The 23,525-nt window shown below is 63.0% G+C and carries 20 protein-coding genes; 4 read left to right on the top strand and 16 right to left on the bottom strand.

The window, feature by feature from the left end; all coding sequences use genetic code 11:
• Positions 1-871, bottom strand: an 871-nt coding sequence (locus BB334_RS17190; protein ID WP_068809736.1) for an IS5 family transposase, incomplete at its 3' end; no start/stop codon positions are given.
• Between the two features lie 22 nt (positions 872-893).
• Entirely contained in the window at positions 894-1,688 is a 795-nt protein-coding gene (locus BB334_RS17815; RefSeq protein ID WP_198531288.1) for a DUF2971 domain-containing protein, read from the bottom strand.
• 661 nt (positions 1,689-2,349) lie between these two features.
• Here BB334_RS17815 and BB334_RS17185 point away from each other — a divergent pair.
• Together BB334_RS17185 and BB334_RS18315 are read left to right on the top strand one after the other, a co-directional pair.
• Entirely contained in the window at positions 2,350-3,228 is an 879-nt protein-coding gene (locus BB334_RS17185) for a hypothetical protein (protein ID WP_068809735.1), read from the top strand.
• A 163-nt stretch (positions 3,229-3,391) separates the two neighbouring features.
• Positions 3,392-3,850, top strand: coding sequence for a hypothetical protein (locus BB334_RS18315; RefSeq protein ID WP_158014437.1), 459 nt, complete (start codon positions 3,392-3,394; stop codon positions 3,848-3,850).
• 247 nt (positions 3,851-4,097) lie between these two features.
• Here BB334_RS18315 and mcrC read toward each other — a convergent pair whose 3' ends face one another.
• From mcrC to BB334_RS17145, 8 genes are all read right to left on the bottom strand, one after another.
• A complete protein-coding gene (mcrC, locus tag BB334_RS17180) occupies positions 4,098-5,258 on the bottom strand; it encodes a 5-methylcytosine-specific restriction endonuclease system specificity protein McrC (protein ID WP_068809734.1) in 1,161 nt (386 codons plus the stop codon).
• Complete coding sequence (locus BB334_RS17175; protein WP_068809733.1) at positions 5,258-7,480, bottom strand: McrB family protein; 2,223 nt, start codon at positions 7,478-7,480, stop codon at positions 5,258-5,260. Before BB334_RS17175 ends, mcrC begins: the two co-directional genes overlap by 1 nt.
• A 31-nt stretch (positions 7,481-7,511) precedes the next feature.
• Positions 7,512-10,514, bottom strand: coding sequence for a type I restriction endonuclease subunit R (locus BB334_RS17170; protein ID WP_068809732.1), 3,003 nt, complete (start codon positions 10,512-10,514; stop codon positions 7,512-7,514).
• The gene (locus tag BB334_RS17165; RefSeq protein WP_232756774.1) at positions 10,515-11,705 is read right to left on the bottom strand and encodes a restriction endonuclease subunit S domain-containing protein; all 1,191 of its coding nucleotides are present in this window, start codon (positions 11,703-11,705) and stop codon (positions 10,515-10,517) included.
• Entirely contained in the window at positions 11,695-13,602 is a 1,908-nt protein-coding gene (locus BB334_RS17160) for an ATP-binding protein (RefSeq protein WP_068809730.1), read from the bottom strand. Before BB334_RS17160 ends, BB334_RS17165 begins: the two co-directional genes overlap by 11 nt.
• Positions 13,595-15,118: a type I restriction-modification system subunit M gene (locus tag BB334_RS17155; RefSeq protein ID WP_068809729.1), complete on the bottom strand. Its 1,524-nt coding sequence runs from the start codon at positions 15,116-15,118 to the stop codon at positions 13,595-13,597. The genes BB334_RS17160 and BB334_RS17155 overlap by 8 nt, the downstream gene beginning before the upstream one ends.
• Entirely contained in the window at positions 15,115-16,611 is a 1,497-nt protein-coding gene (locus tag BB334_RS17150; protein WP_068809728.1) for a type I restriction-modification system subunit M, read from the bottom strand. The genes BB334_RS17155 and BB334_RS17150 overlap by 4 nt, the downstream gene beginning before the upstream one ends.
• A gap of 108 nt (positions 16,612-16,719) precedes the next feature.
• The gene (locus BB334_RS17145) at positions 16,720-17,841 is read right to left on the bottom strand and encodes a hypothetical protein (protein ID WP_068809727.1); all 1,122 of its coding nucleotides are present in this window, start codon (positions 17,839-17,841) and stop codon (positions 16,720-16,722) included.
• Between BB334_RS17145 and BB334_RS17140 the strand changes: the two genes are divergently transcribed.
• Both BB334_RS17140 and BB334_RS18310 read left to right on the top strand, forming a co-directional pair.
• Positions 17,840-18,781: a competence protein CoiA family protein gene (locus tag BB334_RS17140; protein WP_068809726.1), complete on the top strand. Its 942-nt coding sequence runs from the start codon at positions 17,840-17,842 to the stop codon at positions 18,779-18,781. The two genes, BB334_RS17145 and BB334_RS17140, sit on opposite strands and share 2 nt — an antisense overlap.
• 109 nt (positions 18,782-18,890) lie before the next feature.
• The gene (locus BB334_RS18310) at positions 18,891-19,460 is read left to right on the top strand and encodes a hypothetical protein (RefSeq protein ID WP_158014436.1); all 570 of its coding nucleotides are present in this window, start codon (positions 18,891-18,893) and stop codon (positions 19,458-19,460) included.
• A gap of 303 nt (positions 19,461-19,763) precedes the next feature.
• Here BB334_RS18310 and trbL read toward each other — a convergent pair whose 3' ends face one another.
• The 6 genes from trbL to BB334_RS17105 form a co-directional block, all read right to left on the bottom strand.
• Positions 19,764-21,209 (bottom strand): P-type conjugative transfer protein TrbL, encoded by a 1,446-nt coding sequence (gene trbL / locus BB334_RS17130; RefSeq protein WP_068809739.1) that lies wholly within the window; start codon positions 21,207-21,209, stop codon positions 19,764-19,766.
• Between the two features lie 5 nt (positions 21,210-21,214).
• Positions 21,215-21,427: an entry exclusion lipoprotein TrbK gene (gene trbK, locus BB334_RS17125; RefSeq protein WP_068809724.1), complete on the bottom strand. Its 213-nt coding sequence runs from the start codon at positions 21,425-21,427 to the stop codon at positions 21,215-21,217.
• A 10-nt stretch (positions 21,428-21,437) separates the two neighbouring features.
• Positions 21,438-22,208 carry a P-type conjugative transfer protein TrbJ gene (gene trbJ, locus BB334_RS17120; RefSeq protein ID WP_068809723.1) on the bottom strand — a complete coding sequence of 257 codons (771 nt, stop codon included), beginning with the start codon at positions 22,206-22,208 and terminating at the stop codon, positions 21,438-21,440.
• A gap of 32 nt (positions 22,209-22,240) precedes the next feature.
• Positions 22,241-22,603 carry a conjugal transfer transcriptional regulator TraJ gene (gene traJ / locus BB334_RS17115; protein ID WP_068809722.1) on the bottom strand — a complete coding sequence of 121 codons (363 nt, stop codon included), beginning with the start codon at positions 22,601-22,603 and terminating at the stop codon, positions 22,241-22,243.
• A 318-nt stretch (positions 22,604-22,921) separates the two neighbouring features.
• Entirely contained in the window at positions 22,922-23,263 is a 342-nt protein-coding gene (locus tag BB334_RS17110) for a TraK family protein (protein WP_068809721.1), read from the bottom strand.
• Entirely contained in the window at positions 23,260-23,502 is a 243-nt protein-coding gene (locus BB334_RS17105) for a hypothetical protein (RefSeq protein ID WP_068809720.1), read from the bottom strand. Before BB334_RS17105 ends, BB334_RS17110 begins: the two co-directional genes overlap by 4 nt.
• Between the last annotated feature and the right edge of the window lie 23 nt (positions 23,503-23,525).

The following is a 23,525-nucleotide window of genomic DNA, read 5'->3' as shown; positions in this document are numbered from 1 at the left end:
TCCCCTTGTAGCGCACCTTCGTGTAGCCGAACTGGCGCTTGATGACGCGCAAGACATGCTCCACCCGCGCGTGGATCGAGGACATCTTGTGGTTGAAACGCTTGTTCGCCTCGGTCAGCGGGTGCTGCTTGCTGGCCTTGAGCGAGACGCCCCAGAACAGGCCCGCCTTGCGCGCGACGCGCTTGAGCTTGTTGTTCACGTACCCCTTGTCGCCGAACACCGCCCGGTCATCCTCACGCACCAGATGCGGCAATTGGTTGATGTCCGAGACGTTGGCAGGCGTCACCGAAACGGTATGCACGAGCCCGGAATTGACGTCGGCGCCCACATGAACCTTCATGCCGAAGTACCACTGGTTGCCCTTCTTGGTCTGATGCATCTCGGGGTCGCGCTTGCGTTCCTGGTTCTTCGTCGAGGGCGGCGCATGGATGATCGTGGCGTCGACCATCGTGCCGCCCTTGAGCAAGAGACCACGCTGCTCGAGCGTGTCGTTGATGATGTTCATCATCTGCGAGGTCAGCGCGTGCTTCTCGAGCAGGTGGCGGAACTTGAGGATCGTCGTTTCGTCGGGCATCGCGTCGTCGGTGAGGTCCAGCCCAGCAAAGCGGCGCATCGACTCGACCTCGTAGAGCGCATCTTCCATCGCCGGATCCGACAGCGCGTACCACTGCTGCATGAAGTAGATCCGCAGCATCGTCGAGAGCGGCATCGGCGGGCGCCCGCGCCGGCCCGTCGTCGGGTAGTGCGGCTCGATTACTGCCAGCAGCGCTGCCCAAGGCACGACCTTCTCCATCTCGGCCAGGAAGCGCTCCCGGCGGGTCTGTTTCTTCTTCCGTTCGAAAGCCAGCGAGGCGAAGGTCGTTTGCTTCATGGTGGCAGCGCGGGTTATGACTTCAGTATTTTACCGGCGCTGAATAGATCAGAGCTTCCCTAGTAACTCTGATTCGGTCTTCGAGGCCATGCGCTTTCGCAGCAGCCCGAATCGCCTCGACGTCATTCTCGGATAGCGACGGGCCAAGATAGATGCGTTCGACGAGTTGTGGAATATCAAACTCAATTTTTACTCCGTTTTCGGGCACATTAACACCGAACTCATACGCCATGCGGACTGATACTGCCAAACGAAACTCTCGCTCCCAAGCGAATGCCATATGTTTGTACCAAAACCGGTCCAGCATGCTTACGTGAAGCCGCTCTTTAAGTAGATCTACGTATTTTACGTTCCCGGCCCAAAGGTCCTCATGTCCGTACTGAGGCTTCAGACGAAATGGTTTGGCGGCAGCGCGAATTCGCTCTGCATTCGTGCGCACGGCAACGCCCTTTCGGGATCCAGCGTAGAGCTGCCACATTGCATCGCTTTCATAACTTGCACGGTGCCAGCAACAGACTTTCGTAAGTAGCCGCAGTTCTTCGAACGCTTTCTCACCGTGCTCGAGTTCCGTATAGCGAGGATCAACGGGGAGTCCTGGCGGTAGCACAGCAACAGCCCCTTCGAACGGGTCGTCAAATTGCCGCGCTGACGCAAAATACAGGCAACTCGACTGAAGCAGCTCCATGACCCTTTCTGTCCTGAAATATCGCCAAAGGGGCTCGTTTAAGTCGAGTTCTTGATTGCCAATGATCCGCACAAAGTCTCCTGTGCTGCCTAAAGAATAGGGCTTATCCCTCGCGCCGCAAGCGTCGTTCATCTCGTGGGTGCCTGCCGCGAGGGATAAGCATTGTTGAACTGAACCGCCGCTCGAGCAGTGATGCTAGCGATTCTACGCGCGAGCCATCCACAATGGATAGAGAGCAATAGGATCATGGCATCATCGACTAGCCGATCCCGGCACACCGCGCGTCCATCGCTGTTGTCAGCCTCGATCGGTTACCTACCATGCATCTAGCGTGCGGTGTAGGTCGCGCTCACCGAACTGGAGACGTGCCACTGCTTTCCGGTCGGTACGTTGCATCGGCAAGGAGCGAGACCGGACTGCATCGTCGTTGATGACGGCTCATCCCGACAGCGCGGGGCCGGTGCAGGCGGATCGCACCAGCGAGCCATGACGCTCTCGACCGTGTCCTGACCCACGACCCCACAGTGCGGGCAGCCTCGCAGATCCTCCCCGTCACGTGGATGAAACTGTCGACCTCGAGACGACGGGCTCGAGGTTCGCAAGCGGACAGCCGAACGCTAGTGTGGCACGTAGAGCGGCCGTTAACCGGAAGGCGGCACGTAGCGAGACCTTGAGGCGTGACTTCACGCGCTGATCGAGCATTTCCTTTGCTCCTTGCCTTGCGTCTGCAGCCGCCTCATCATTTCGAGTTGATCGCCCGACCCGAAATCATCCAGACAGTCTTTGAAAAGTTATGTCCATCTCCGGTATCCTCAGTTCGCCGTCGCAGCGACGAAGCTTTTTGCTCTTATCCGCGGCGCTCTTGGTATGTGGCTTTATTGCCATCTTCGCGATTGCCTTTCATGCGCCAACAACCCCCGCTTGGGCGGCCTTGAACAGTTTCGTGATTTCGGTCGTTGCGGGTGGAGCCTTTGCGCTCGTCTCCGGCCTGTACATTTTCTTTTTCTTTGTCGATCCAAACGATAACGCGGCGTCCTCCGTTTTACTCCCGGAAGACATTCGGCAGACGTTGGAGGACGTTGCAGAGATGGCGCCTGACTACAAAATCTTCGTGCGAACAGGTCGACATTTTCGTGCAGAAATCCTTCCGATCCTCGCGAGGAAAGCTCGCCAGAACCGGCTACGGATTCGCATAGAAGTTGTCCTCCTCGATTTTCGCGACGAAGCTCTCTGCGAAAAATACGCCGCCTATCGGAAAGCGTCGTCGTTTGACCGTAACTCTTGGTGCGCCCGGTACGTCCAGGCAGAAGTGGTAGCGACCATTCTCAAACTCATCGAGGCTTCACGGGAAAATCGTGGATTGCTGGACATCCATTTGTTCCTCAGTAGGCGACTCTCAACGTTCCGCATCGAGGGCTCATCCGACGAGATTCTTGTCACTCGCGAGGATCCGAAGGACACTGCCTCCCGCTATCGGCGGACTCATCGCGATTTTCCCGCCTTCGTCAACGAGTTTGACTGGATACGAGATGAGGCGCACGAAGTTGCCGTAGATGGTCATAAAGGGTTGCCGACAACGCTTCACGCAATGTTTGGCGAGAATACCCTTATCACGAGCCTGGAGGCGGAAGCCATTCAGGCTACGAAATCCAAATCGCCTTATGCTCGCTGATCTTGAATTCCCACTCGAGTTGAGCCGCGTTCGCGCTGAGCCGCTCCCCGCTCTTCGATGTGCCGTGAAGACATGGCTGACAAGGGGGAACCCCACTTGTCTTATCCATCCCCATGGCTTCTACGTTGCCCTCCTCGGACGTACCGAGACCGAGGAGTGGCGCTTGCACTTCTGGCCCAAAGGACCACGAATTGTGACCGGGATGCCTGCTTTCATCCACACGCATAACTGCCACGTCGAAAGCCGGATTCTCAAAGGCCAGATGACCAATATTCTATACGACGTGACCGCAGACTCGTCCGGCTACCATCCACTTTACGAAGTCGAATATAGCGGCGATCGGTACGCTGCGGCCACTTCCAACAACCTAAGGAAGACTGGCATTCGAGCCCATGCTGCTGTTAAGCGGAGGAATACATATAAATGTGGCGATACGTATAACGTTGAACGCAATGCCTATCATGAAGCCTTTGTTTCGGATCACGACTCCACATCAACGTTGGTATGCATGCATGGGCGCTCAACGGATTCAGTGATGGTCGTTGGGCTGGATGGATATCCGCAAAACATCCTCTTCACACGCGCCGAGTATCTCGTGCGAGATTTTTTAGATTGGCTTTAGCGATAAGTTATATTCGCCCGCAGGGTGCCAAACTAGACGCCGACACGCACGCGCACGTCTCCTGGTGATCTGTAAGAAATCATTCGCACTGCTGGGACTCTCGTCGAAACCGTACGATTGGCACGCAAGAAGCGAACGTTGTGCGGTGGGAGGCCGTCATTGGGCTGGCACTAATCCGAATGACTGCTGTGGGCAGGTCAGTAGTTGCAACTCGCAGGATGAAAAGCTGCCGCATTGCTGCCCGACGTCACGCATCTGGGCACCGGCAACCAAGGTCGAGAACTCGACTCACCCCCTCTCCTGCCCTCCCCAGCAACTGCGCCCGAACCTCCCCCGCCCCCGCCGCAAGATCCACCGTCGCAAACCGAATCCGCTGCCCCTGAATCACCACCGTCTCATCGACTGTCTCCCCAACCGCCGGGTGCAGCAGCAGCCCGCTCGCGCCATCCGCCATCGGATCGCCCTGACCCACCTGCGAGCGCAGGTAGGCGTAGATCTGATACACGTAGCCGCTGCGCAGCGTTTCCTCGCGGTACCAGCCGCTGGTGACGATGGCGTTGAACTTGGTGTCGATGACGATGCGCCTGCCCCTGGCCGGATGGTCGAGCACGATGTCGGTGCGCATCGATGGCAGGATGCGGTCGATGCCTTCGGTCCTCTCCTCGATCTGCCAGCCCAGCGTGGCACCGCACTTCACCTTCCAGCCCTGCGGGCTCAGCGTCACGGCGTAGAAGCCGCCTACGGCGCGCTCGAATAGGCGGCGCACCCATGCGACTTCCCGATCCGGTAGCACAAGCAGGTTGGCGCCCGAGGCTTCGGTCGGCAGGGCGAGGTCGAACGCCAATTGGGCGGCGGCGACCATGAAGCGGTCTTCCGCGTCGTTGCGGCCGAAACGGTCGGCGCTCATCTGGGCGCGCGTCGGCGCCTGGCCCGAGACGCCCATCGCCTTCATTCCGTTCGCCAGCGCGCGGCAGCGGTGGACGAGGTCCTTCCTGCTCACGACGCGGGCGATCGATTCCAGCGCCGCCCGCACGAAGCGATTGCGCGGGGTGTCGATGCTCAGCTCGTCGAAACGGCAGGCGACCAGGCCGCGCGACAGCAGTTGGTGGCGCTCGGTGCGCAGCACGTCGATGCGTCCGCGCACGCGGTTGAGCACCTCGTCGCGGACGTAATAGCCCAGGCTCAGGCGACGGCGCCGGCGTTCTTCGACCGCGTGCGCCAGCAACTCGGCAACGAGGTCGGGGAGATCGTCCGGGTTGTTCTCCAGCGCGACGGCCTTCTGGCCGCCAGTTCGGAACAGGTCGGACGCATAGAGCATCAGCAGCCACAGGTTGCGGACCGGAATGCGGCCGATGTGGCCCGCCGCGCCCGGCGCCGCGCTTGCCGTGGATGTGGCCACAGCCGACATCACCACCCCTGGGTCAGTTGCGCCGTCGCCTGTTCGGCTTCAGCCGGCGCGTCGAACCAGTATTCTTCGAGCAGCGGGCCGATCTCGGTGGCGACGACCTGGCGGAACCACTTGCGCGTGTCGCCCGGCTCCAGACGGTGGGCCGGCGTTACGTAGCTGTGGCCGATCTGGAACTGCTTGCCCAGGCGCGCATCGGCGGCGATCGCGTCGTTCAGCTCGGTGATGCGGTGCTCGATGTCCGCCACCAGCAGCGCATCGACACCGCAGGCCTCGACGATCCATTTCCGCCATGCAGGGCCCAGCCGCGGCTCGAGCCCGACGAAGGCGAAGCGGCGGCGCAGCGCAAGGTCGACCAGGGCGAGCGAGCGGTCAGCGATGTTCATGGTGCCGATCACGTAGAGGTTTTCGGGGATGTGGACCGGGCGCCGCTTGCCGTCGGCATCCGGGTAGCACAGCTCCAGCGCCTCGCTGGGCGTGCGCTTGCCGGCTTCCAGTAAGGTGAGCAGCTCGCCGAAGATCTGCGCCGGGTTGCCACGGTTGATCTCCTCAATGACCACGACGAACTTCGCCGACGGCGCCTTGCGCGCGGCGATGATCGCCTCCATGAACACGCCATCGGCCAGCGCGAGCTTGCCGTCTCCAGTCGGCCGCCAGCCGCGCACGAAGTCCTCGTACGACAGATTGGGATGGAACTGCACCGCGCGGATCCGGTTCGGGTCCTTCTCGCCCATCAGCGCGAAGGCCAGCCGCTTCGCCAGCCAGGTCTTGCCGGTGCCGGGCGGCCCCTGCAGGATCAGGTTCTTCTTGGCGCGCAGACGGTCGATCAGGAGGTCGAGCTCGGCGCGCTCGAGAAAACAGCCGTCGTTGAGGATGTCATCGACCGAATAGGGCACGATCGGCGGCGCAGCCTGAACGGTGTCGGGCGGCACCTCGTCGCTTTCCTGTTCCCCCGCGTGGTCGTGTGCGTCCTCCGGCGACATCACCTCTACGCTGGGCCCCTCGTACTTCCAGGATTCCAGCGACAACTCGGGGAAGCTGTGGACCGGGTAGTCGCTCTCGCCGAAGCGTGCACGCAGATCGTCCATCAGCTTCAGGTAGGTGGCGGCGTCGCACGGTCCTTGCTGGCCGCTGACGGGCACGTTGAAGCCCAGTCGCTTGTTGAGGTAATGCCGCGACTGGCTGTCGAGGGTCGGGAAGTCCCACGGATGCGCCCAGTACAGGCCCGCCGACAGATTCCATGCCACGCCCCACACCTGGGTCGCCGCGTCATAGGCCTGGATGAAAGCCTCGCGCGTCTCCGGCTGGTCGTCTTCCACCAGCGCATGCCCCGCCACGAACACCCGCCACAGCGCGTCGATGTCGCCCGCGCCGCGCTTGTCGGCATAGCGGAAGAACCAGGAGCGCTGGTTGTTCAGGATCGGGATGCCCTCGAACGAGGGCGGCACCGGCACGGTGACGCCGATCAGCTTCGCCAGCTCGCCGGCGATGACCTTGCGATTGGCGTCGGTCAGGCCCCGATTGAAGGTGCCCATCACGGTAAAGGGGCAGATGTCCTGCAGCGGGCCGACGCTGCCGTCGGCAAACTTGTCCTGCAAGTAACCGAGGCCGGGCACACGCGCAGCGATCTGGTGAATGCCCTCGATCAGCGGGCTGCGGTCATTCGCGTAATCGAGCAGCTTCTCGGCCACCGCCTCGTAAAACCGGGTCCACGGAAAGCGCAGCTTGTCCGGCGCGATGGTTCCGAAGCGCTCGCGCCAGTAGGGCTCGTTGCGAAAGCGCTCGATGTCCTGCGGCTGCTGGTCGAAGGCGAATGCGATCAGTGCGTCGTTCATCCAGTCGCCCGGCAGCACGCGCCAGATCGTGGAGCGGTAGGTATAGAAATACCATTCGCGCACGCCCTCGGCCGGCCGCCATTGCACCTGGACGCGCTCGCCGTCCTGCGGGTTGTGGACGATGGTGCCGACGGCCTTGATCCCCATCACCGACACGCTATGGCCGCGGCCGTCGAACGGCAGCCCGTTCTTGCGCACGTAGGCGGCCTTGATGGCAATGCGCTCGCCCGGCTGCATGGCGCGCACCAGCGCGCGCTCCTTCTCTGTCGGGGTGAGGATTTCCCAGATGCCGTCCTTGAGGAAGCGTGCGGTCTGGTCGTCGGTGTGTCCGAAGCTGGCGCCGACGAACCAGGTGGTGGTCGAGGGGTTGGGGTGGGTCTGCGTGGTCATGTGTCGTTGTGCCCGTCGATGCTCGGGTCGCTCAGTAATACTGCCGGATGTAACTGAACGCCTTCTCGAACAGCTCCTCGTCCGCGTGCAGCTTGTACTTGAACAAGGCCTTTCTCAGCGCCTTCTTCACTTCCCGCTCGCCCGCCTGCGTCCCCTGCCATCCCGGGAAGCGCACCAGGCGCACGATCTCGTCGATGTCCGCCACCACGCGCTCGACAATGATCGGGGTCTCGGGGGTCTTCACCTCGTTGAATAGCGCGGTCAGCGCGGCCTTGCCACGATCCTCGTCTTCCTCGGGCGGGGTCTCCCTTTCGGCCTGCAGGGTTTCCTTGGCGATCTGCAGCAGCTGCTTGAGGAAGTCGACGCTGTTGATCTGGCCGGATTCGAAGCGCTCCTTCAGTGCATCCAGCCGTTCGGACAGATCTTTGAACTTCGGATTGCCCTGGTGCTTGCGCAGCCGGCGCTTGAGCTTGATCTCGATTTCCTTCGCCTTCTTCGGGTCGGGGTTCGACAGCACCGCTTCGAGCAAATCGGCGTCGAGCACCAGGGTGTCGAGGTCGTCGCGGATGGTGTCGACATGCACGTTCTGGTGGATCAGCTCGATGGTCTTGGCGCCGAGCGAATGCCAGATCAGCTTGCCGTGGCCGCTCGAGGGCTGTACCGACTGGTAGATCTGCGACAGCCACTTGTAATCGGTCTCGTAATGGCCGAGCAGCGGGTCGGGCGACAGCGCTTCCCAGATGCGCGCGAGCACGCTGTATTCCGCGGCAAAGGCGTCGCGGATGTCGTTGTTCGGCAGGCACTGCTGGGCAGCGATCAGGCCTTCGTAGCCTTGCTGGCTGCGGTCGACGCCGGGTAAGAAGGCGAGGCATTTCTGCATCGCCTCGGGCAGCTTGTCCTTCAGCTCCTGGATGTTGCTGATGACCTGCTTCACGCTCTGGTCGTCGAACTCCAGGGCGGCGGCCACGTCGTCGAAGATGCCCAGGTAGTCGACGATGAGGCCGTGGGTCTTCTGCTCGGAATAGGTGCGGTTCACCCGGCAGATCGCCTGCAGCAGCGTGTGGTCACGCAGCGGCTTGTCGAGGTACATCGCCTGCAGGATGGGAGCGTCGAAGCCGGTGAGCAGCTTGGCGGTGACGATGATCAGCTTGAGCGGGTCGGCCGGGTCGCGGAAGCGGTCGAGCAGGCGCTCTTCCTCGTCGCGGCTGCGGTCGTAGCGGGCGTATTCGGGGCGTTCCTTGCGATCGCCCGGCTGCACCGACATGACGATGTCGGTCGCCTCGGCGGGCAGCCGCTTGTCGAGCTCGGCCTTGAACAGCAGGCAGGACTCGCGATCGAAAGTCACGATCTGGCCCTTGAAGCCGTTGGGCTCGACCTTGCTCTGGTAGTGCTGGACGATGTCCTCGCAGATGCGGCGGATGCGCTCGGGCGTCTTCACCAGCACCGCCATCTTGGCGGCGGTCTTGGCGAGGTTGTCGCGGTCGAGGTCGGACAGGCCGCCGGTCAGGTCCTTGTAGGCCTCGTCGATCGCCGCCTTGTCAATGTGCAGGTCCACCAGCCGCGGCTCGAAGTGCAGCCGCAGCGTGGCACCGTCGCGGATCGACTCCTCGAAGCCGTAGCGGCTCAGGTAGCCCTTCTCATCCTCGTCGGCGCCGAAGGCGTAGAAGGTGTTGCGGTCGGCGCGGTTGATCGGCGTGCCGGTGAGCCCGAACAGGAAGGCGTTGGGCAGTGCCTCGCGCATCTTGCGGCCGAGGTCGCCTTCCTGGGTTCGGTGCGCCTCGTCGACCGGGGCGATGATGTTGCTGCGCTCGTTCAGCGCCCCGGCTTTCCCGTTTGGCGTCTCGCCGAACTTGAAGATCGTCGTGATGATGATCTTGCGCACGTCCTGCGCCAGCAGTTGCTGCAGCTTCTCTCGGCTGTCGGCCTTTTCCAGGTTGGGGATGTCGGCGCCGGTGAAGGTGCCGGTGATCTGGGTGTCGAGGTCGATGCGATCCACCACGATCAGCACCGTGGGGTTCTTCAGCCGCGGGTGCATGCGCAGCTTCTGCGCCGCGAACACCATCAGCAGCGACTTGCCCGAGCCCTGGAAGTGCCAGATCAGACCCTTCTTCGGCTGGCCCGCCAGCACGCGCTCGACGATCTTGTTGGCCGCCTCGTATTGCTGGTAGCGGCAGATGATCTTGATGCGGCGCTTCTTCTTGTCGGTGGCGAACAGCGTGAAGCTGGCGAGGATGTCGAGCACCACCTGCGGACGCAGCATGCTCTCCACCGACTGCCGCAGCGACTTCAGCGGATGCGTTTGGCCGCGCGTATCGCCCGCCCCGCCATCCAGGTTCCACGGCCCCCAGTCCTTCACCGGCAGGCCGATCGAGCCATAGCGGAACGCCTTGCCCTCGGTCGCCACCGAGAACACGTTGCAGACGAACAGCTCGGGGACGAACTTCTCGTAGTCCTCATGCACCTGCAGCGCGCCGTCGACCCAACTGATGCACTTCTTCACCGGCGTCTTGGCCTCGATCAGCACCAGCGGCAAGCCATTGACCAGCAGCACCAGATCGGCCCGGCGCTCCGCGGGGCCCGCACGGAAGGTGAATTGCCTAGTGAGGACGAAGTCGTTGCGCGCCGGGTCGTCGAAGTCGATCAGCCGTACCGCCACATGCGCGTTGTTCGGCCCGAAGGGCATCGAGCGCTCGCCGCGCATCCAGGCGGCCATTTCCTCGTTGGCGCGGATCAGGCCGTCGGAACGCACCGACAGCACGATGGCGCGCAGCTTGTAGAGGACTTCGTCGGCCAGATCGGGCCGGGCGGCGATCTCGGGGTTGAGCCGGATCAGGGCGTCGCGCAGCCAGGGTTCGACGAGGAGTTCGTGGGGCTGACGGGGGATGTCGGCGGGGGCTGCGAAGTGCCAACCGGTACCCCTTGGCTTGCGGAGGTAGTTGGCAGAGGGCTCTTCGGCCTTGTTAGCGAGGGGATTGCCGACGCCAGCCAGAAGATCGGACAGGTAGGCTTCTACGGTGTTGGATTCAGTGAACATCTAACCTCCGTCCAGCGCCATTGCGGCGGCTTTTCTCGCAAAACTACGCGCCGTTTCGAGTCGCTCCAACTGTCCACTCATGGCTTTCCTGAACGTATCCAGAGTTGACAGAAACACTCGCTGATCCTCAAGCGGGGGCACCCTGAGTGGCATATTGAGCAGATTGGCGCGATTGATCTTCTTCATGCTCGCGCTCGTTCCTGCAGCAATCCTCATGAGATATTCGCGTGCCGGAGTCGCTTGCAGCAATGCTTCGAGGTAGCGAGGATCGATCAGGGAAGGGTTCGACTTCAACCGCATCATTGTGTCGGGGAAAGAGATGTCATTTCGTTCGTCCGTGAAGATCCCTACGTATCCGACGCGATCTGCTGTATTCGATCGAGATATCAGGAGGTCGCCGGGAGTAAGCCTTGCGGCGAGCATTTTGCTACTCGGTTCCACAGCCTTGAAGTCTCCCGATACGTATCCGCGACGCGATAGCGATGCGAGACCCAGAACGAAGTGACCTGTGCTCGCATCTTTCGGGGGCGCACTACAGCCACTCTCTGGAGATCGAACCAACAGAGCACTGAGCAGATACTCCTTTGCTTTCAAGAGGGAGGCGCCGTCGCCCAAGACGTCCTTTTGTGCCTGAATGACACTTCCGAATGCCTGGCACGCTTGTTCGATCGACTGAACACACTCGTACGCAGCCCGACATAGCTTGATTAGCTCTTTCTGCCGAAGCATTGGCGGCAGCAAAAGGACGAAATCCGCCAAGCTCGTCCAGTTCGTCCTCGGACTCAACGACCCCGCCGACGTCCCGACCGCATGCTCAAAGAACGCATCCGTCTGGCAGATGAACGGCAGCAACTCCGGCAGCAGGACGTCCGCGTCCTTGCTCTCCAGCACGTAGATGTCGCCCGAGCACACGCCGGCGAAATCGGCCACCGCCACCTTGCGCTGATACGCGCGGCGCTTGCCGAACAGCACCTGACCGGGCTCGAAGCGGTTGGTGAAGGTTGTGCCGTCCGCGACATTGCCCCAGCTACGAATGCGCAGGTCACCCGGCTCCAGATGCTCCAGGCCGACATAGCGCTCGAGCCCGTCTGCCAGCGGGTTCTGGCTGCGCGCCTTGGACAGGCGCACCACGTCGCCAAACTTCACTCGCCGCCAGCCGGATTTAAGGGGGGCCGCCATATCAAGCGTCACGAGCGTTTTCCTTCTTGTCTTGGTCCGCAACCAGATACGCCTGGTGTGGATGCTTCTCACTTTCCGGGAAAAGGAGCGTCAGGATGCCGGCGTTACGCATCGGTTTGAGGTGTAGCCGTTTCAATTCACCAGCATCACGCCCACCGAGCAGTGCGCTCAGCTCATTTGCGGTGAAAGGTCGCAGGCGGCAAAGATCTTGAATCAGGTCTCGAAGCACGGCCTGACGAGGTTTCTTGCCTGCACGCTGAAGTCGAAGCAGCAGTTCCTCTGGAATCCCCTCATGCAAACCATATGGGGTTTGAGCCCCAAGCATATGGGGATTCGCGCCAACCCCATATGGGGATTCATGTCCGTCTGCAGGCGTCTCGAGCGGCAAACGAACCTGCCCCCTCACATCCATGCCGCCTCCCGAAGGCCTCACCAGCGCGTAGTGCGTGCGACTGCCTGCCCCCTGTTTTACCAACAGCCCCCTGTCCCGCAACCGCCGAAGCGCGCGACTGGCGCTGAGCGTGTCCAAGCCGGTGAAGTCCCGACATGCGGTGTTATCCACGGCCCCCGTGGCCCGCGCGTAGATCAGCACCTTGACCTCGTCCGAGTCGAGCGCCTCAGTGGTCAATGAACGCAGCCAGGCGTGATCGTCCTCCGTGAGCAGGTTGTGCAGGAAGAGCGTGACGCGGAACTCGTCCGACTCGCGGCTGGAGTAAAACTCGGGCAGCGTCAGCCCGGCCTCGGCGGCCAGCCGGCGCATGCTGCGGATGCCGGTGCCTTTGGCTTCGGCCAGGTTCAGGTCGTGGAGCACGGCGGCCAGGGTGGGGTTGCGCAGCCGGGAGCCTGGAATGCCGAGCTCGGCCACGGGCTTGAGCGAGTGACCGACGTTGCGGATCTCGATGCGGTTGCTGTAGCGGATGATCTGGATCGGGCTGTGCTGCGTGTAGCTGCGGTGCATCACCGCATTGGCCAGTGCCTCGCGGATCACCTTGCGCGGGACGATCGGCTCCTGGACGCTGTGCAGTTCGCCCTCGGGCAGATGAAAACCCTTGGGCAGTTCGTCGATGATGCTGGCTTCGGCCAGGGGCAGCGCCAGCAGCAGCGGCTTGCGGATCTCGATGGACTGGAAGCGCTCGTGCGGGTCTTCCATCCACTCGATGCCAGGCACGCGGATGTAGTCGATCTTGACCATCGGCAGCATGCGGCGCAGCGCCATCGGTTTGCCGAACAGCAGGATGCCGGCAAGCGTGGGGCGCGGCTCGCCATCGACGCGACGCACCGCGCCGAGCGCCTCGAGCAGATCGTCGTCGCTGTAGGCGAGCTCCTCGGCGCTGGCGTTCAGGCGGCTGCGCACGCGGCGGTATTCGGCCAGCGCGGCGGGGTCGAAATCGTCCAGTCGTGCATCGGTGAGAATGCTCTGGTCCGGCCCCTTCTGCGGGCGGGTGTCGCCGCGCAGTACCCACAGATCCTCATCCGTGCAGCGTTGGTCGGTCGACCCGATGCGGCGAAACGCTCCTCGCGGCAGACCGGTGGCCTTGAGATAGACCGGCTTGTGTCCGCTGTCGACCTCGGCCACATACACCACGACCAGGGTCTTGCCGTCGATGCGTTCGACGCTGATCTCCGGACGCAATGGAAAACTGAGCATGCTCGCGCATTGCGAGGCCAGGTCCCGCTGCAGCTTGTCGGGGTCGGGCACGCCCTCGGGGCGATAAACGGTGTCGCCCTTGTCGTTGATCGACCAATCGACACCTAGCAGCAAGTAGCCGCCGTCCATGCCGGGCTCGTTGGCAAAGGCGATGACGGTCTCCAGCACCGACTTGCCGATTTCCCGCGCACGCTTGGCCTCGATGCGCGGCGACTCGTCGCTGGCATTGAGTTCGTCGAGCAGTTCCTGCGCGCTACGCATCTCTTACCTCCTTCGCCACGCCGAGCCCGTCGAGCGTCTCCACCAGCGCATCCATCTGCTGCCAGAACGCCCGCCCGCTTTCCTGCCAGGCGCCCCAGGCCTCGGCGAGGCTGGCCGGCTGGTCGCCGCCAGTCGCACCGGCGGCAATAGCCGACTGGCGTTTCACGTACAGCGGAATCGACAGGTTGCCGGCGTTCTTGTGCAGCTCGGCCAGCGTCGCCACCCGGGCAAAGCCGGGCGCATCGGCGAAGGCCTTGAAGGCTCCGAGGATGCGCTGCTGGTGTTCGGGCTTGAGGAAGCTCTGCGCGCGCTCGCGCGTGACCTCGCCCACCGCGTCGATGAACAGCACCCTGCCCTGGCGTTCGGCCGGTTTGCGTCGGTTGCAGATCAGGATGCAGGACTCCATGGGAGAGTTGTAGAACAGGTTGGGGCCGAGGCCGACGACCGCCTCCACCCAGTCCTGCTCGATCATCTTGCTGCGCATGGCCTGTTCCTCGTTGCGGAACAGCACGCCGTGCGGCCACAGGATAGCGCAGCGGCCGCGGTCGGACAGGCTGGCGAGGATGTGCTGCTGGAAGGCGTAGTCAGCCCGCCCCTGCGGCGGGGTGCCGAGGAAGTTGCGGCCCCACTTGTCCTGCGTCCAAGCCTCACGGTCCCATTGTTTGATTGAGTACGGCGGGTTGGCGAGGATGACGTCGAAGCGGCGCAGCCGGTCGCCTTCGATGTGGCGCGGCTCGGCGAGGGTGTCGCCGCGGATGATCTGGAAGTCCTCGACGCCGTGCAGGAAGAGGTTCATGCGCGCGATCGACGAGGTGATGAGGTTGCGCTCCTGGCCGTAGAGCTTGAGCGTGCGGTATTCGCCGCCCGAGCGCTTCACCTCGTCCAGCGCCGAGATCAGCATGCCGCCGGTGCCGCAGGTGGGGTCGTAGATGGACTCGCCCGCCTGCGGGGCGAGGAGCTGCGTCATCAGGTGGACGACGGTGCGGTTGGTATAGAACTCGGCCGCGGTGTGGCCGGAATCGTCGGCGAACTTCTTGATGAGGTATTCGTAGGCGTTGCCGAGCTCGTCCTCGGGCACGTTGGCGACCGAGAGGGTCTGCGTGGAGAAATGCTCGATGAGGTTCTTGAGCGTTTCGTCGGGCAGGCGCTCGCGATTGGTCCACGGCGCGTCGCCGAAAATGCCGTCGAGCAGGTCCGGGTTGGCAGACTCGATCGCCCGCATCGCCTGCTGAATGGCGGCGCCGACGTTGCGCGGCGTCTGGCGCACGTCGTTCCAGTGCGCGCCCGCGGGGATCTGGAAGCGATGGTTCTCGGCGAACTGCGCGTAGGACAGGTCGCCATCGGACTCGGCCATCGCGGCCTCGTATTCCTCGTCCCAGACGTCGGAGGCGCGCTTGAAGAAAAGCAGCGGGAAGATGAACTGCTTGTAGTCGCCGGCGTCGATCAGCCCGCGCAGCAGCACGGCTGCGCCCCAGAGGTAGCTTTCGAGTTCTTGCTGGGTGATGCGCTTGCTCATTTCAGCCAGCCCCCTTCGGCCATGACCTGAGCGAGGCGCTCTTCGGCCTCGCGGCAGCGCTGGAGCGCGTCCTTGAAGGCGGCGATCGCCTCGGGCAGCGGCGGGATGTCTTCCTGCAGCGGCGGCAGCACGTAGCGCGAGATGTTGAGTGTCCAGTCCTCGGCCTCAATCTCGTCGAGCGCGACGACCCGCACGGCGTCCTGCACGTCCTGGAAGTCGCGATACCAGCCGAGGATCTGCGCGGCGTGCTCGGCCTCGAGATAGTTCTGCGCCCTGCCCCGCCGGAACAGACGCGAGGCGTCGGCGACCAACACCTTGCGCCGGCGCGCGGCCGGCTTCTTCTTGCGCAGCACCAGGATGCACGCGGCCAGACCGGTGCCGTAGAACAGGTTGGGCGCCAGACCGATCACCGCTTCGATGAGGTCGAGCTCGAGCAGCTTCTGGCGGATTCCTCCCTCGGCCCCTTTGCGAAACAGCGCGCCTTGCGGCAGCACGACCGCCATGCGGCCGGTGCCGTCCGCCATGGACTTGACCATGTGCTGCACCCAGGCGAAGTCGCCGCTCGACGAAGGCGGCAGGCCGGCGAAGTTGCGGCCGAAGGGGTCGTTGAGCCACAGATCCTCGCCCCACTTCTCCAACGAGAACGGCGGGTTGGCAATGACGCAGTCGAAGGCGGACAGGCGATCGCCGTCGAAGAAGGCCGGGTTGCGCAGCGTGTCGCCGCGCACGATCTTGAAGTCCTCGATGCCGTGCAGGAAGAGGTTCATCCGCGCGATGGACGAGGTGGTGAGGTTTTTCTCCTGCCCGTAGAGCTTGCCCCACAGGCGCTTCACGTCGCCGTGCATCTCCTGCACGTGCTGCACCGCGGCCAGCAGCATGCCGCCGGTGCCGCAGGCGGGGTCGTAGATGGCCTCACCTTCGCGCGGGTCGAGCATGTCGATCATCAGCCGCACCACGCTGCGCGGCGTATAGAACTCGCCGGCCTTCTTGTTGGTGGCGTCGGCGAACTTCTTGATCAGGTATTCGTAAGCGTCGCCGAGCAGGTCGGACGTGACGTTGCGGTTGCCGAGCGGCAACTTCGAGAAGTGCTCGATGAGGTCCTTGAGCAGCGCATCGGACAGGCGCTCCTTGTTCGACCACTGGGCATCGCCGAACACGCCATAGAGCGTGTCGGGGTTGGCCTTCTCGATCTCGCGCATCGCGTGCTGAAGCGCCGCGCCGACGTTGGCCGCCTTGGCGCGTACGTCGTTCCAGTGGCAATCGTCGGGGATCTGGAACCGGTGCGACTCGGGGAACCACGCGAGCTGCTCGTCGCCGGTCTCGTCGACGATCTCCTGGTATTCCTCGTCCCAGACGTCGCAGATGCGCTTGAAGAAGAGCAGCGGAAAGATGTAGGTCTTGAAGTCGGCCGCGTCGACCGGCCCGCGGAGGATGTTGGCCGACTCCCAGAGGTGCGATTCGAGCTGGGCGAGCGTGATGCTGGGTTGATGCAAGGCGCGTACTCGCAGGTGGAAAACTGGGCTGGATTATCGCAGATAGGCGACGGATGACCTCGCTACGGAGCGCTCAAGCCATGTCCGTATCGTTTTGCGACGCGTGCGTCACATTTTCCGGACACCCTCGCGCCGTACGTGGTCGAAGGAGAAGACATGCGCCGCTGGCGCCTCCTCACAGCGCCCGACGAGCTTCCAGGGCAGCATGAAGCCTCCTGAACGCGCGACGACCTTGCCGCCACACAGAGGGCACTTCGCCGTGTAGCGGACGGCCTTGATGGATTTGTCGGTATGACGCGGCGGGCAGCGCCACTCCACGAGGCGGTCATCGTCAACGGACTGCATCCACCACGGTGCTAACGCGATACGCCACTGATGCAGCATCAGAAGCGTGCCGAGCGTGCTCCAAAACGCATATCCAAAGACCGCGGCAGCAATCACTGCATTCATGCTCTCGGTCAGAGGTCGCTTGGCAATCATCATCAGTGCGACCAGAAGAACGGAAAGCCAGACGGCAAGAATGCCAACGATGAACACGCTGCGAAGCGCGTGCCGTCGCCAGCCCGACAAAAAGAAGCCTTCGGCGAAGCTCCTCGCCAACCACGAGGCGTCCTCCACGTCCTCGCAGATGTAACTGACGCGCTCGTCGCCACCAGCGACGGAAAACTGCGCTGGCTGTTCGGCGGCTGACGTTGAGGCTGAATCCTGCCCTTCACCAACCGCGGCCATCGGCAGCGTCACGAGCCGGAACCTGTACCGCGTCGGGTTGCCCTGACCGCCGCCCTCCTCTCGCGACAGCTCGGGAACGAAGTCCAATCCAAGTTGCTGAAAGTGCTGCCGGACCCCCTCCTCTTTCGTGGGCCAGGTTTTGGATACCAGGTTGAGCCAATGCTGGCGAACCTTGTCGGCAGCATCGTCCCAATCCGCGCCAACCACCCACGCCCTGCCGATCACCGTGCCGACCGCCTCGGCGACCTCCATGGCATCGAATCCGCTGTCGGCCCGCTCAGGCTCGCGGCGCGTCAGCAACAACAGCGCCCTCAGTACCGCAACGTTGAGCAGACGCGACTCGCGCCAACCCGCCGCAAGCTCATCAAGCCGCTTCGCTGCCAAAACAATGGCTTGCGTATCCACAAACCCCCTTTCAACCCCGTTGTCCGGGTGTTCTGGCAAAGCGGTCTGCGCGGTAATTCGACTCGTCACTGTCATCAACGAAGGAGCAATCGACATGGAAGCCACGAGTCTGCTGCAATCATTTGCCATTGCCAAGGACGGCCGGGTCGTCTCGGTGAACGAGGTTGAACGCGGACAGGCGTGCGGATGCACCTGCCCGTCCTGCCTCCGAGCTCTCATTGCACGGCAGGGGGACGTGCGGATCTGGCACTTCGCCCATGCAAGCGGCGCCGACTGCGAAGGCGGCGCCGAAAGCGCGCTGCATCTGGCGGCGAAGGCCGCCATCGAGCGCGCGGGCGGCATCACCTTGCCGGGCTTGTCAGTGAAGCGCTCGGTCACGCTGCCGGACGGGCGCCACGGCACCGGGGAGGCCTCAATCCCGGAAACCTGGATCGACTTCACGACCGTCAGGACCGAGGTGAATCTCGGCGCAGTGATACCGGACGTCGTGGGTACGGCCGGCGCGGCGTCCTATTTGATCGAGGTCGGCGTGACCCACTTCGTGGATCAGGAAAAGCTGGCGGTTCTGCGTGGGCTCGGCAATCCGTCCATCGAGATCGATCTTCGGCGCTTTGATCGCGAATCCTGGGACTGGGGAGCCCTTGAGGAGATCGTGGTTCATGGCACTGAGGCCAAGCGCTGGCTGTTCTGCCCCGAGCAGCGGGCACTGATCGAGACGGCGACCGAGCAAGCGCGCGCAGTCGCGGAAGCGATGCCATTCCCAACGCCCCTTCAGCCTCTGCCGAAGGCAAAGCCGTCAAGAACACGCTACTGGCCTGACAACCGCATCGTGGATCTGATCGACTTCCCATTCGGCGTAGCGCTCTGGAGCCCATACGACGCGCAGTTCAACGAAGTGGTGAAAACCTGGTGCCGAGACTTCGGGGGGCGGTGGCAGCGTGCCCACAAGAACTGGCTCTTTCCAGTCGAAGCCAAGCCGTTCCTGGTCGCCGAGATCGCCAAGCGCCAGACGCGTCCGCCTGAGCAGAGGGCTTAGCCCCAAGGCGGGTCGCCCCTCAAGTGTCAATGTCAGCACCGTACCGGAGGTCACGGAGCAATTAATCCGTGATGGATATAGTTACGCAGGAATGCTTTTGAGAAATGTCATGAAGATGAAGAACAACATGCTGGCGCTCACACTGACGGTGTTAGTGGGCTGCGGCGTCGGAGGTCTGCTGTGGTGGGACGCGCAGCGCCAAGCCCCGGTGAAGGAGAGCGCAGCCCCAAGCAAGAGCACGCCGGAAGCAGGGTCGAGGTTCGACTCGCCCACAAGGGACAACGCCACAGCCTTAACGCGGGAAGCAACGCCGCCGGCAAACGGTCTCTACCGCTGCCAGGGACCGGGCGGCGTCCTCTACCAGGCAGAACCTTGCCCGGGTGGAACGAAGCAGGCCGCCGTTTCGGGCGGAACGGTCAGCGTCGTATCGCCCCCGCCCGTGCCCGCGGCGCAGTACGCGCCACCGACCCGCCAATCCAGCACCAAGCCTGTTGGCCTCATCGAAAGAACGCCACCCGACTCCAAGGGGAACGAGTGCCAGTGCGAACAGTTCGAGAAGCAGATCAAGCGCATCGACGCTGAAGGGCGACGCGGCGGCACCTCATGGCGTATGGAGCAGCTCCGGGAAGACCGCCGACGGGTCAAGGATGCAATGTGGCGCTTGGGCTGCGGGCGATAAGTGGCAACCGTCATGCTCGACGGCGCGAGGCTGGCGGGCGTCGGACTTTGACACTTGAGGGGCGCAGTTTGACTGATGAGGGGCGCCCCGCTATCGGCGCGGCTGCTGGCAATCAGCGCCGGTATCGAGCCAATTGAGGCATCCAGCCCCGCCCCTCAAGAGTCAAACACCTCGTCAGATCATCTCACCCGGATGCGGGCCGACACCGTGACCGCCTTTCTTTAGCCGCTAAAATCGCACACCCACGCGGACCAGCGCGCTCGCCGTTGTAGTTGTATGTAATACGCTACAACATACAACACGCTACACAGCCCCCTGCGACTTGTTCACGAAGGTTGCCACCTCGTCATTTAGCTCCGTCCCCGTCAGGCTGTTGCCGTCGAACTGGACGCTGTTGTCTGCCCCACAGCCTCGAATCGCCGACGCCACTTTGCCCGGCAAGCTCTGATCAGCCCCCTCCTTGAAGTCGGAAGCCAGCTTCACCGCCTTTTCCTTGATCACGCCCCCCGCCCCGGTGGCCAGGTTGGCCGCAGTGCCTTTGGCGAGCGCTGCGGCTCTCGCAAGCCCAGCGCCTGCACCGGCCGATGACGATCCGCCGAAGCCTGCGGCTTGTGCAAAGGCGGAGCCGCTAGCCTCCCCCGCCGCAGCTCGCCCACCGCCGGAGGTTGTCTGTCCCAGGCTGGGCATCTGGCCACCGCCACTGTCGATCCCCGCCTGAGCCTTGTCGAATGCCGCCTTCACCGCCGACACGCCCCCCGCGATGTTCTGCGCACCACTCATCACGGCCGCACCGGCCATTCCCGCCGCCGTAGCCGCCATGCCCGCTGCCCCCATGGCAGCCCCGGCAACAGCTCCCGCGCTGAAGTTGCCAACGCCTCCAGCCGCAGCCACCCCACCACCCGTGATGATGCCCGCCACCAGTGGCGGCACACGGGTGATGAGCAGGAGCAGTGCGAGACAGAAGACCAGCATGACGCCGAGTTCCTCGAAGTTGAGCGCCCCCTTGTTCATCTTGGCGTAGAAGCTCGACAGCAGGTCGTGACCGATACCGAGCAAGAGGGTCATCACGAAGAGCTGCACCGCAACAGCCAGCACCGTGCGGAAGTAGCTGAGCGCCATCTCCGAGGTCCAGCGCGATCCGCCGAAGCCAAGGAAGAAGATGCCGGCGTACATCAGAATCCAGCCCGACACGAAGAGCAGCAGCATGTTCACCGCAACGACTGCCAGCAGCAACAGGATGCCGGCACTCAGCACCACGCCCACGAAACTGTCGATGGGCTGCCAGGCAGAGAGGTTCGTCACCGCCTGCTTCCAGATCATGAAGCCGACATCGACGACCCCCGAGGGCGACAGGCCGGACACGCCAATTGCGGATTCGCCGATCTGGCGCATCGAGCCGATGATGGCGTCCGCAATTGCCGGGCCATTGCGCAGCAGCCAAAGGTAGAAGCCGAAGAACAGGATGAAGCGGGCGAACTCGGCGAAGAACTCGCCGATGTCGGCCTTGCGCAGGATGAGCATGCCGCCCGTCCAGGCGAGCGAGATGGTGCCCAGCGTCCAGAACAGCCAGGTTGCTGCATTCATCACCACCGTCTGCCAGCCGGATGCCCGCGCAGCGAACTCGGTGACGACCTGGTCCAGGATACCGCGGTTGGTTGCCGGATCATGAAACGAGAGCTGCGCGAAGGCGCTGCCCGATAAAAGCATCAGTACGGCGACGACGAACGCCGTTGAACGGTTGATCTTCATGGTCGTCACCACCTCTTGGGGTTAGTCGGAAGGGTGTCGGGGCCGATCGGCAGGCGCGAGCAACGGCTACCGAATTCCCTGCGCGTGGCCTCGTCCCTGATCTGCTGGATCCGCTCGGGGCGGCAATTCTCGGCAGTCACTTCTGGCATCGGCTCCGGAGTGGGCGCGCAGCCGACCAGCAGGCCGCCGAAAAGCACACCGATTGCGACGATGTTCATGACCACCTCCTCACCAGCGCATCGGGCTGCTGGGAAGAGCGCCCGGCCCGCGCCGCTCGGTCGAAGCCAGGTGAGCCGCCTGCTGCCGCGCCGCAAGATCAGCCTCGCTCTGCGCACGGGTGGCCACGGCGTTCTGTTGGGCGATCAACAGGCCGCGGATCTGCAGCAGTTGATTGGCCTGCTGGCTGGCAAGCTGGTTGGCGAACTGGATCGCCTCCATCTGTCCGCGGGCCCCCTCTGCGCGACGCTGGAGCTGCTCCAGCGTTCGGGCGTCGGTCTTGAGTGCTTGCTGCTGAAGCTCCAGGCCGTGAAAGAGTGCATCGTTCGCCCGCTTCTGAGATTCGGAGGCGAGGCGGCGGTTGTCATCCATCGCTGCCCACTCTGCAGCGCTGCAGCCGCTTGCCGAGAAGCATGGCGAGCCGCGGTAGTAGGCCACGTCCTGAAACTTGCCAAGATAGGCATCCACGCTGCCGAGGTGGGTTTTGTAGTAGTTAAGCGTATCAACGGCGGCCATCAGTCCATTGATGGTGGTCTGCGCCTGATCCCAGATGTAGGCCGCCGGCGCCATGGTGTTCTGCAACTGGTTCTCGTACTGCTGCAGCTGTGTCCGGTATTGCTCGATCTGCTTCAGCGTCTGGGCGACGCTCTCGATCGCAGTCATCACGTTCTGAGACAAGTTGGTGCTATCGATCACCGGAATGCCAGCCTGCACCGGCGGCAGTACCCCAAGCGTCATCGATACGACCAAGGCAGTCAGAACGACGGGTTTCGTCTTGCGCATTTCACGTCCTCACATTTTTAGCGGCTAAAAAATCAGCGTCGGTGGCTGACGATGGCGTGCATAACCGCCCCCATCTGATCCTGAGTCGCCTCGATACGCGCTAACAGCGCGCGGATGGTGGCCTCTCCGAAATGGGCAGTGCGGCGGTCGTCAGTCAGCCATAGCTTGAGGAGCCCCCCAAGACGCCCGAGGTCGCCGTTGATTCGGGCCAGCTCGCGCACCCGCTCGTAATCGACGATTCCATGGACCCGGTAGCCCTGCCCGACTTCGCGCAGAAAGCGCGCGACACTCATGCCCGCGTTCCGGGCATTCGCGGCGATCAAGGCTTTCTCCTCGGGCAGGCAATACACCTTGATCGGTGTGCCGCTCTTCCTGGTCGTCACCGCCTCATCCATGGCGTAGCTCCAAGACGGCGGCAGCCGGAAGCCCCGCAGGGCAGGATGTCCGTTGAGCGCCCTCGGCGCGAAAGAGGACCAGTGAAGGAGGAACCACCGCTTGTGGTGGGCCTACTTCACACATCCTGCCCGCCTCTTGAACGCCATTTCTGCGCGGATGCCTATGCGGTTTTAGCGCCATGCATGCGCTATTTCCTCGTGACTCATCACGTAACGCACGAAAATGGCCAATGATGGCGAAAAACTGCGTGCTTACAGCGGTTGAATAGCGCACTCGTAGCGCAATAAACACGAGTTTGCAAAGCATGAGGAAGATCATCAAAGCAATTCCTCCTTGCGGGGATTCGGGTCGAAAGTGAATTGCCCAAAAGGTTTGTTCGGTGCCAGTTCGGACATCTTCAATTTGACGCCAGGAGGTGCATTTCGCTGGCCAGGGCGTTCGAGCTTGATGTGTCGCCGGACATGGGCGCAGAAAGTTTCGTAACGGCAGGCGATTCGCCCGGTCTCACGCAGGTGCGCCCAGACGGTCTTGAGCGCATAGCCCGCCCGCATCGCCTCCTCGATATCACTGCGCACCGCGAGAAAGGCGACCAGCGACTCCTTGCGCCGCCGCTGCGCCGAGGCGACCCACTCTGCCAGCTCGTCGAGGAACGCGCTCATCCGCCGTTCTCCTGAGCGGCCTGCTCCCCGTTCAGCAAGGAAGCGACAACCTCGACAGGGAAGTACATGCGACGCCCCAGATAGACCTTTCGCGCGTTCAATTCCCGGACCCAATCCTCCTTCGGATTGAGCAGCGCCATCCGCAGCCCTTCGGGCTTGCGGCTCAGGGTGATCGCGAGCTGCTCCAGGGTCATCACAGCCCCGAATCGCTCCTCCAGTATTTCCAGCGTGGATCGCATTTTATTGATCAGAATTCTGTTGA

The sequence above is a fragment of the Thauera phenolivorans genome (assembly GCF_001696715.1).
Lineage (GTDB): Bacteria > Pseudomonadota > Gammaproteobacteria > Burkholderiales > Rhodocyclaceae > Thauera > Thauera phenolivorans.
This window is presented reverse-complemented; position numbering and strand designations above follow the sequence as displayed.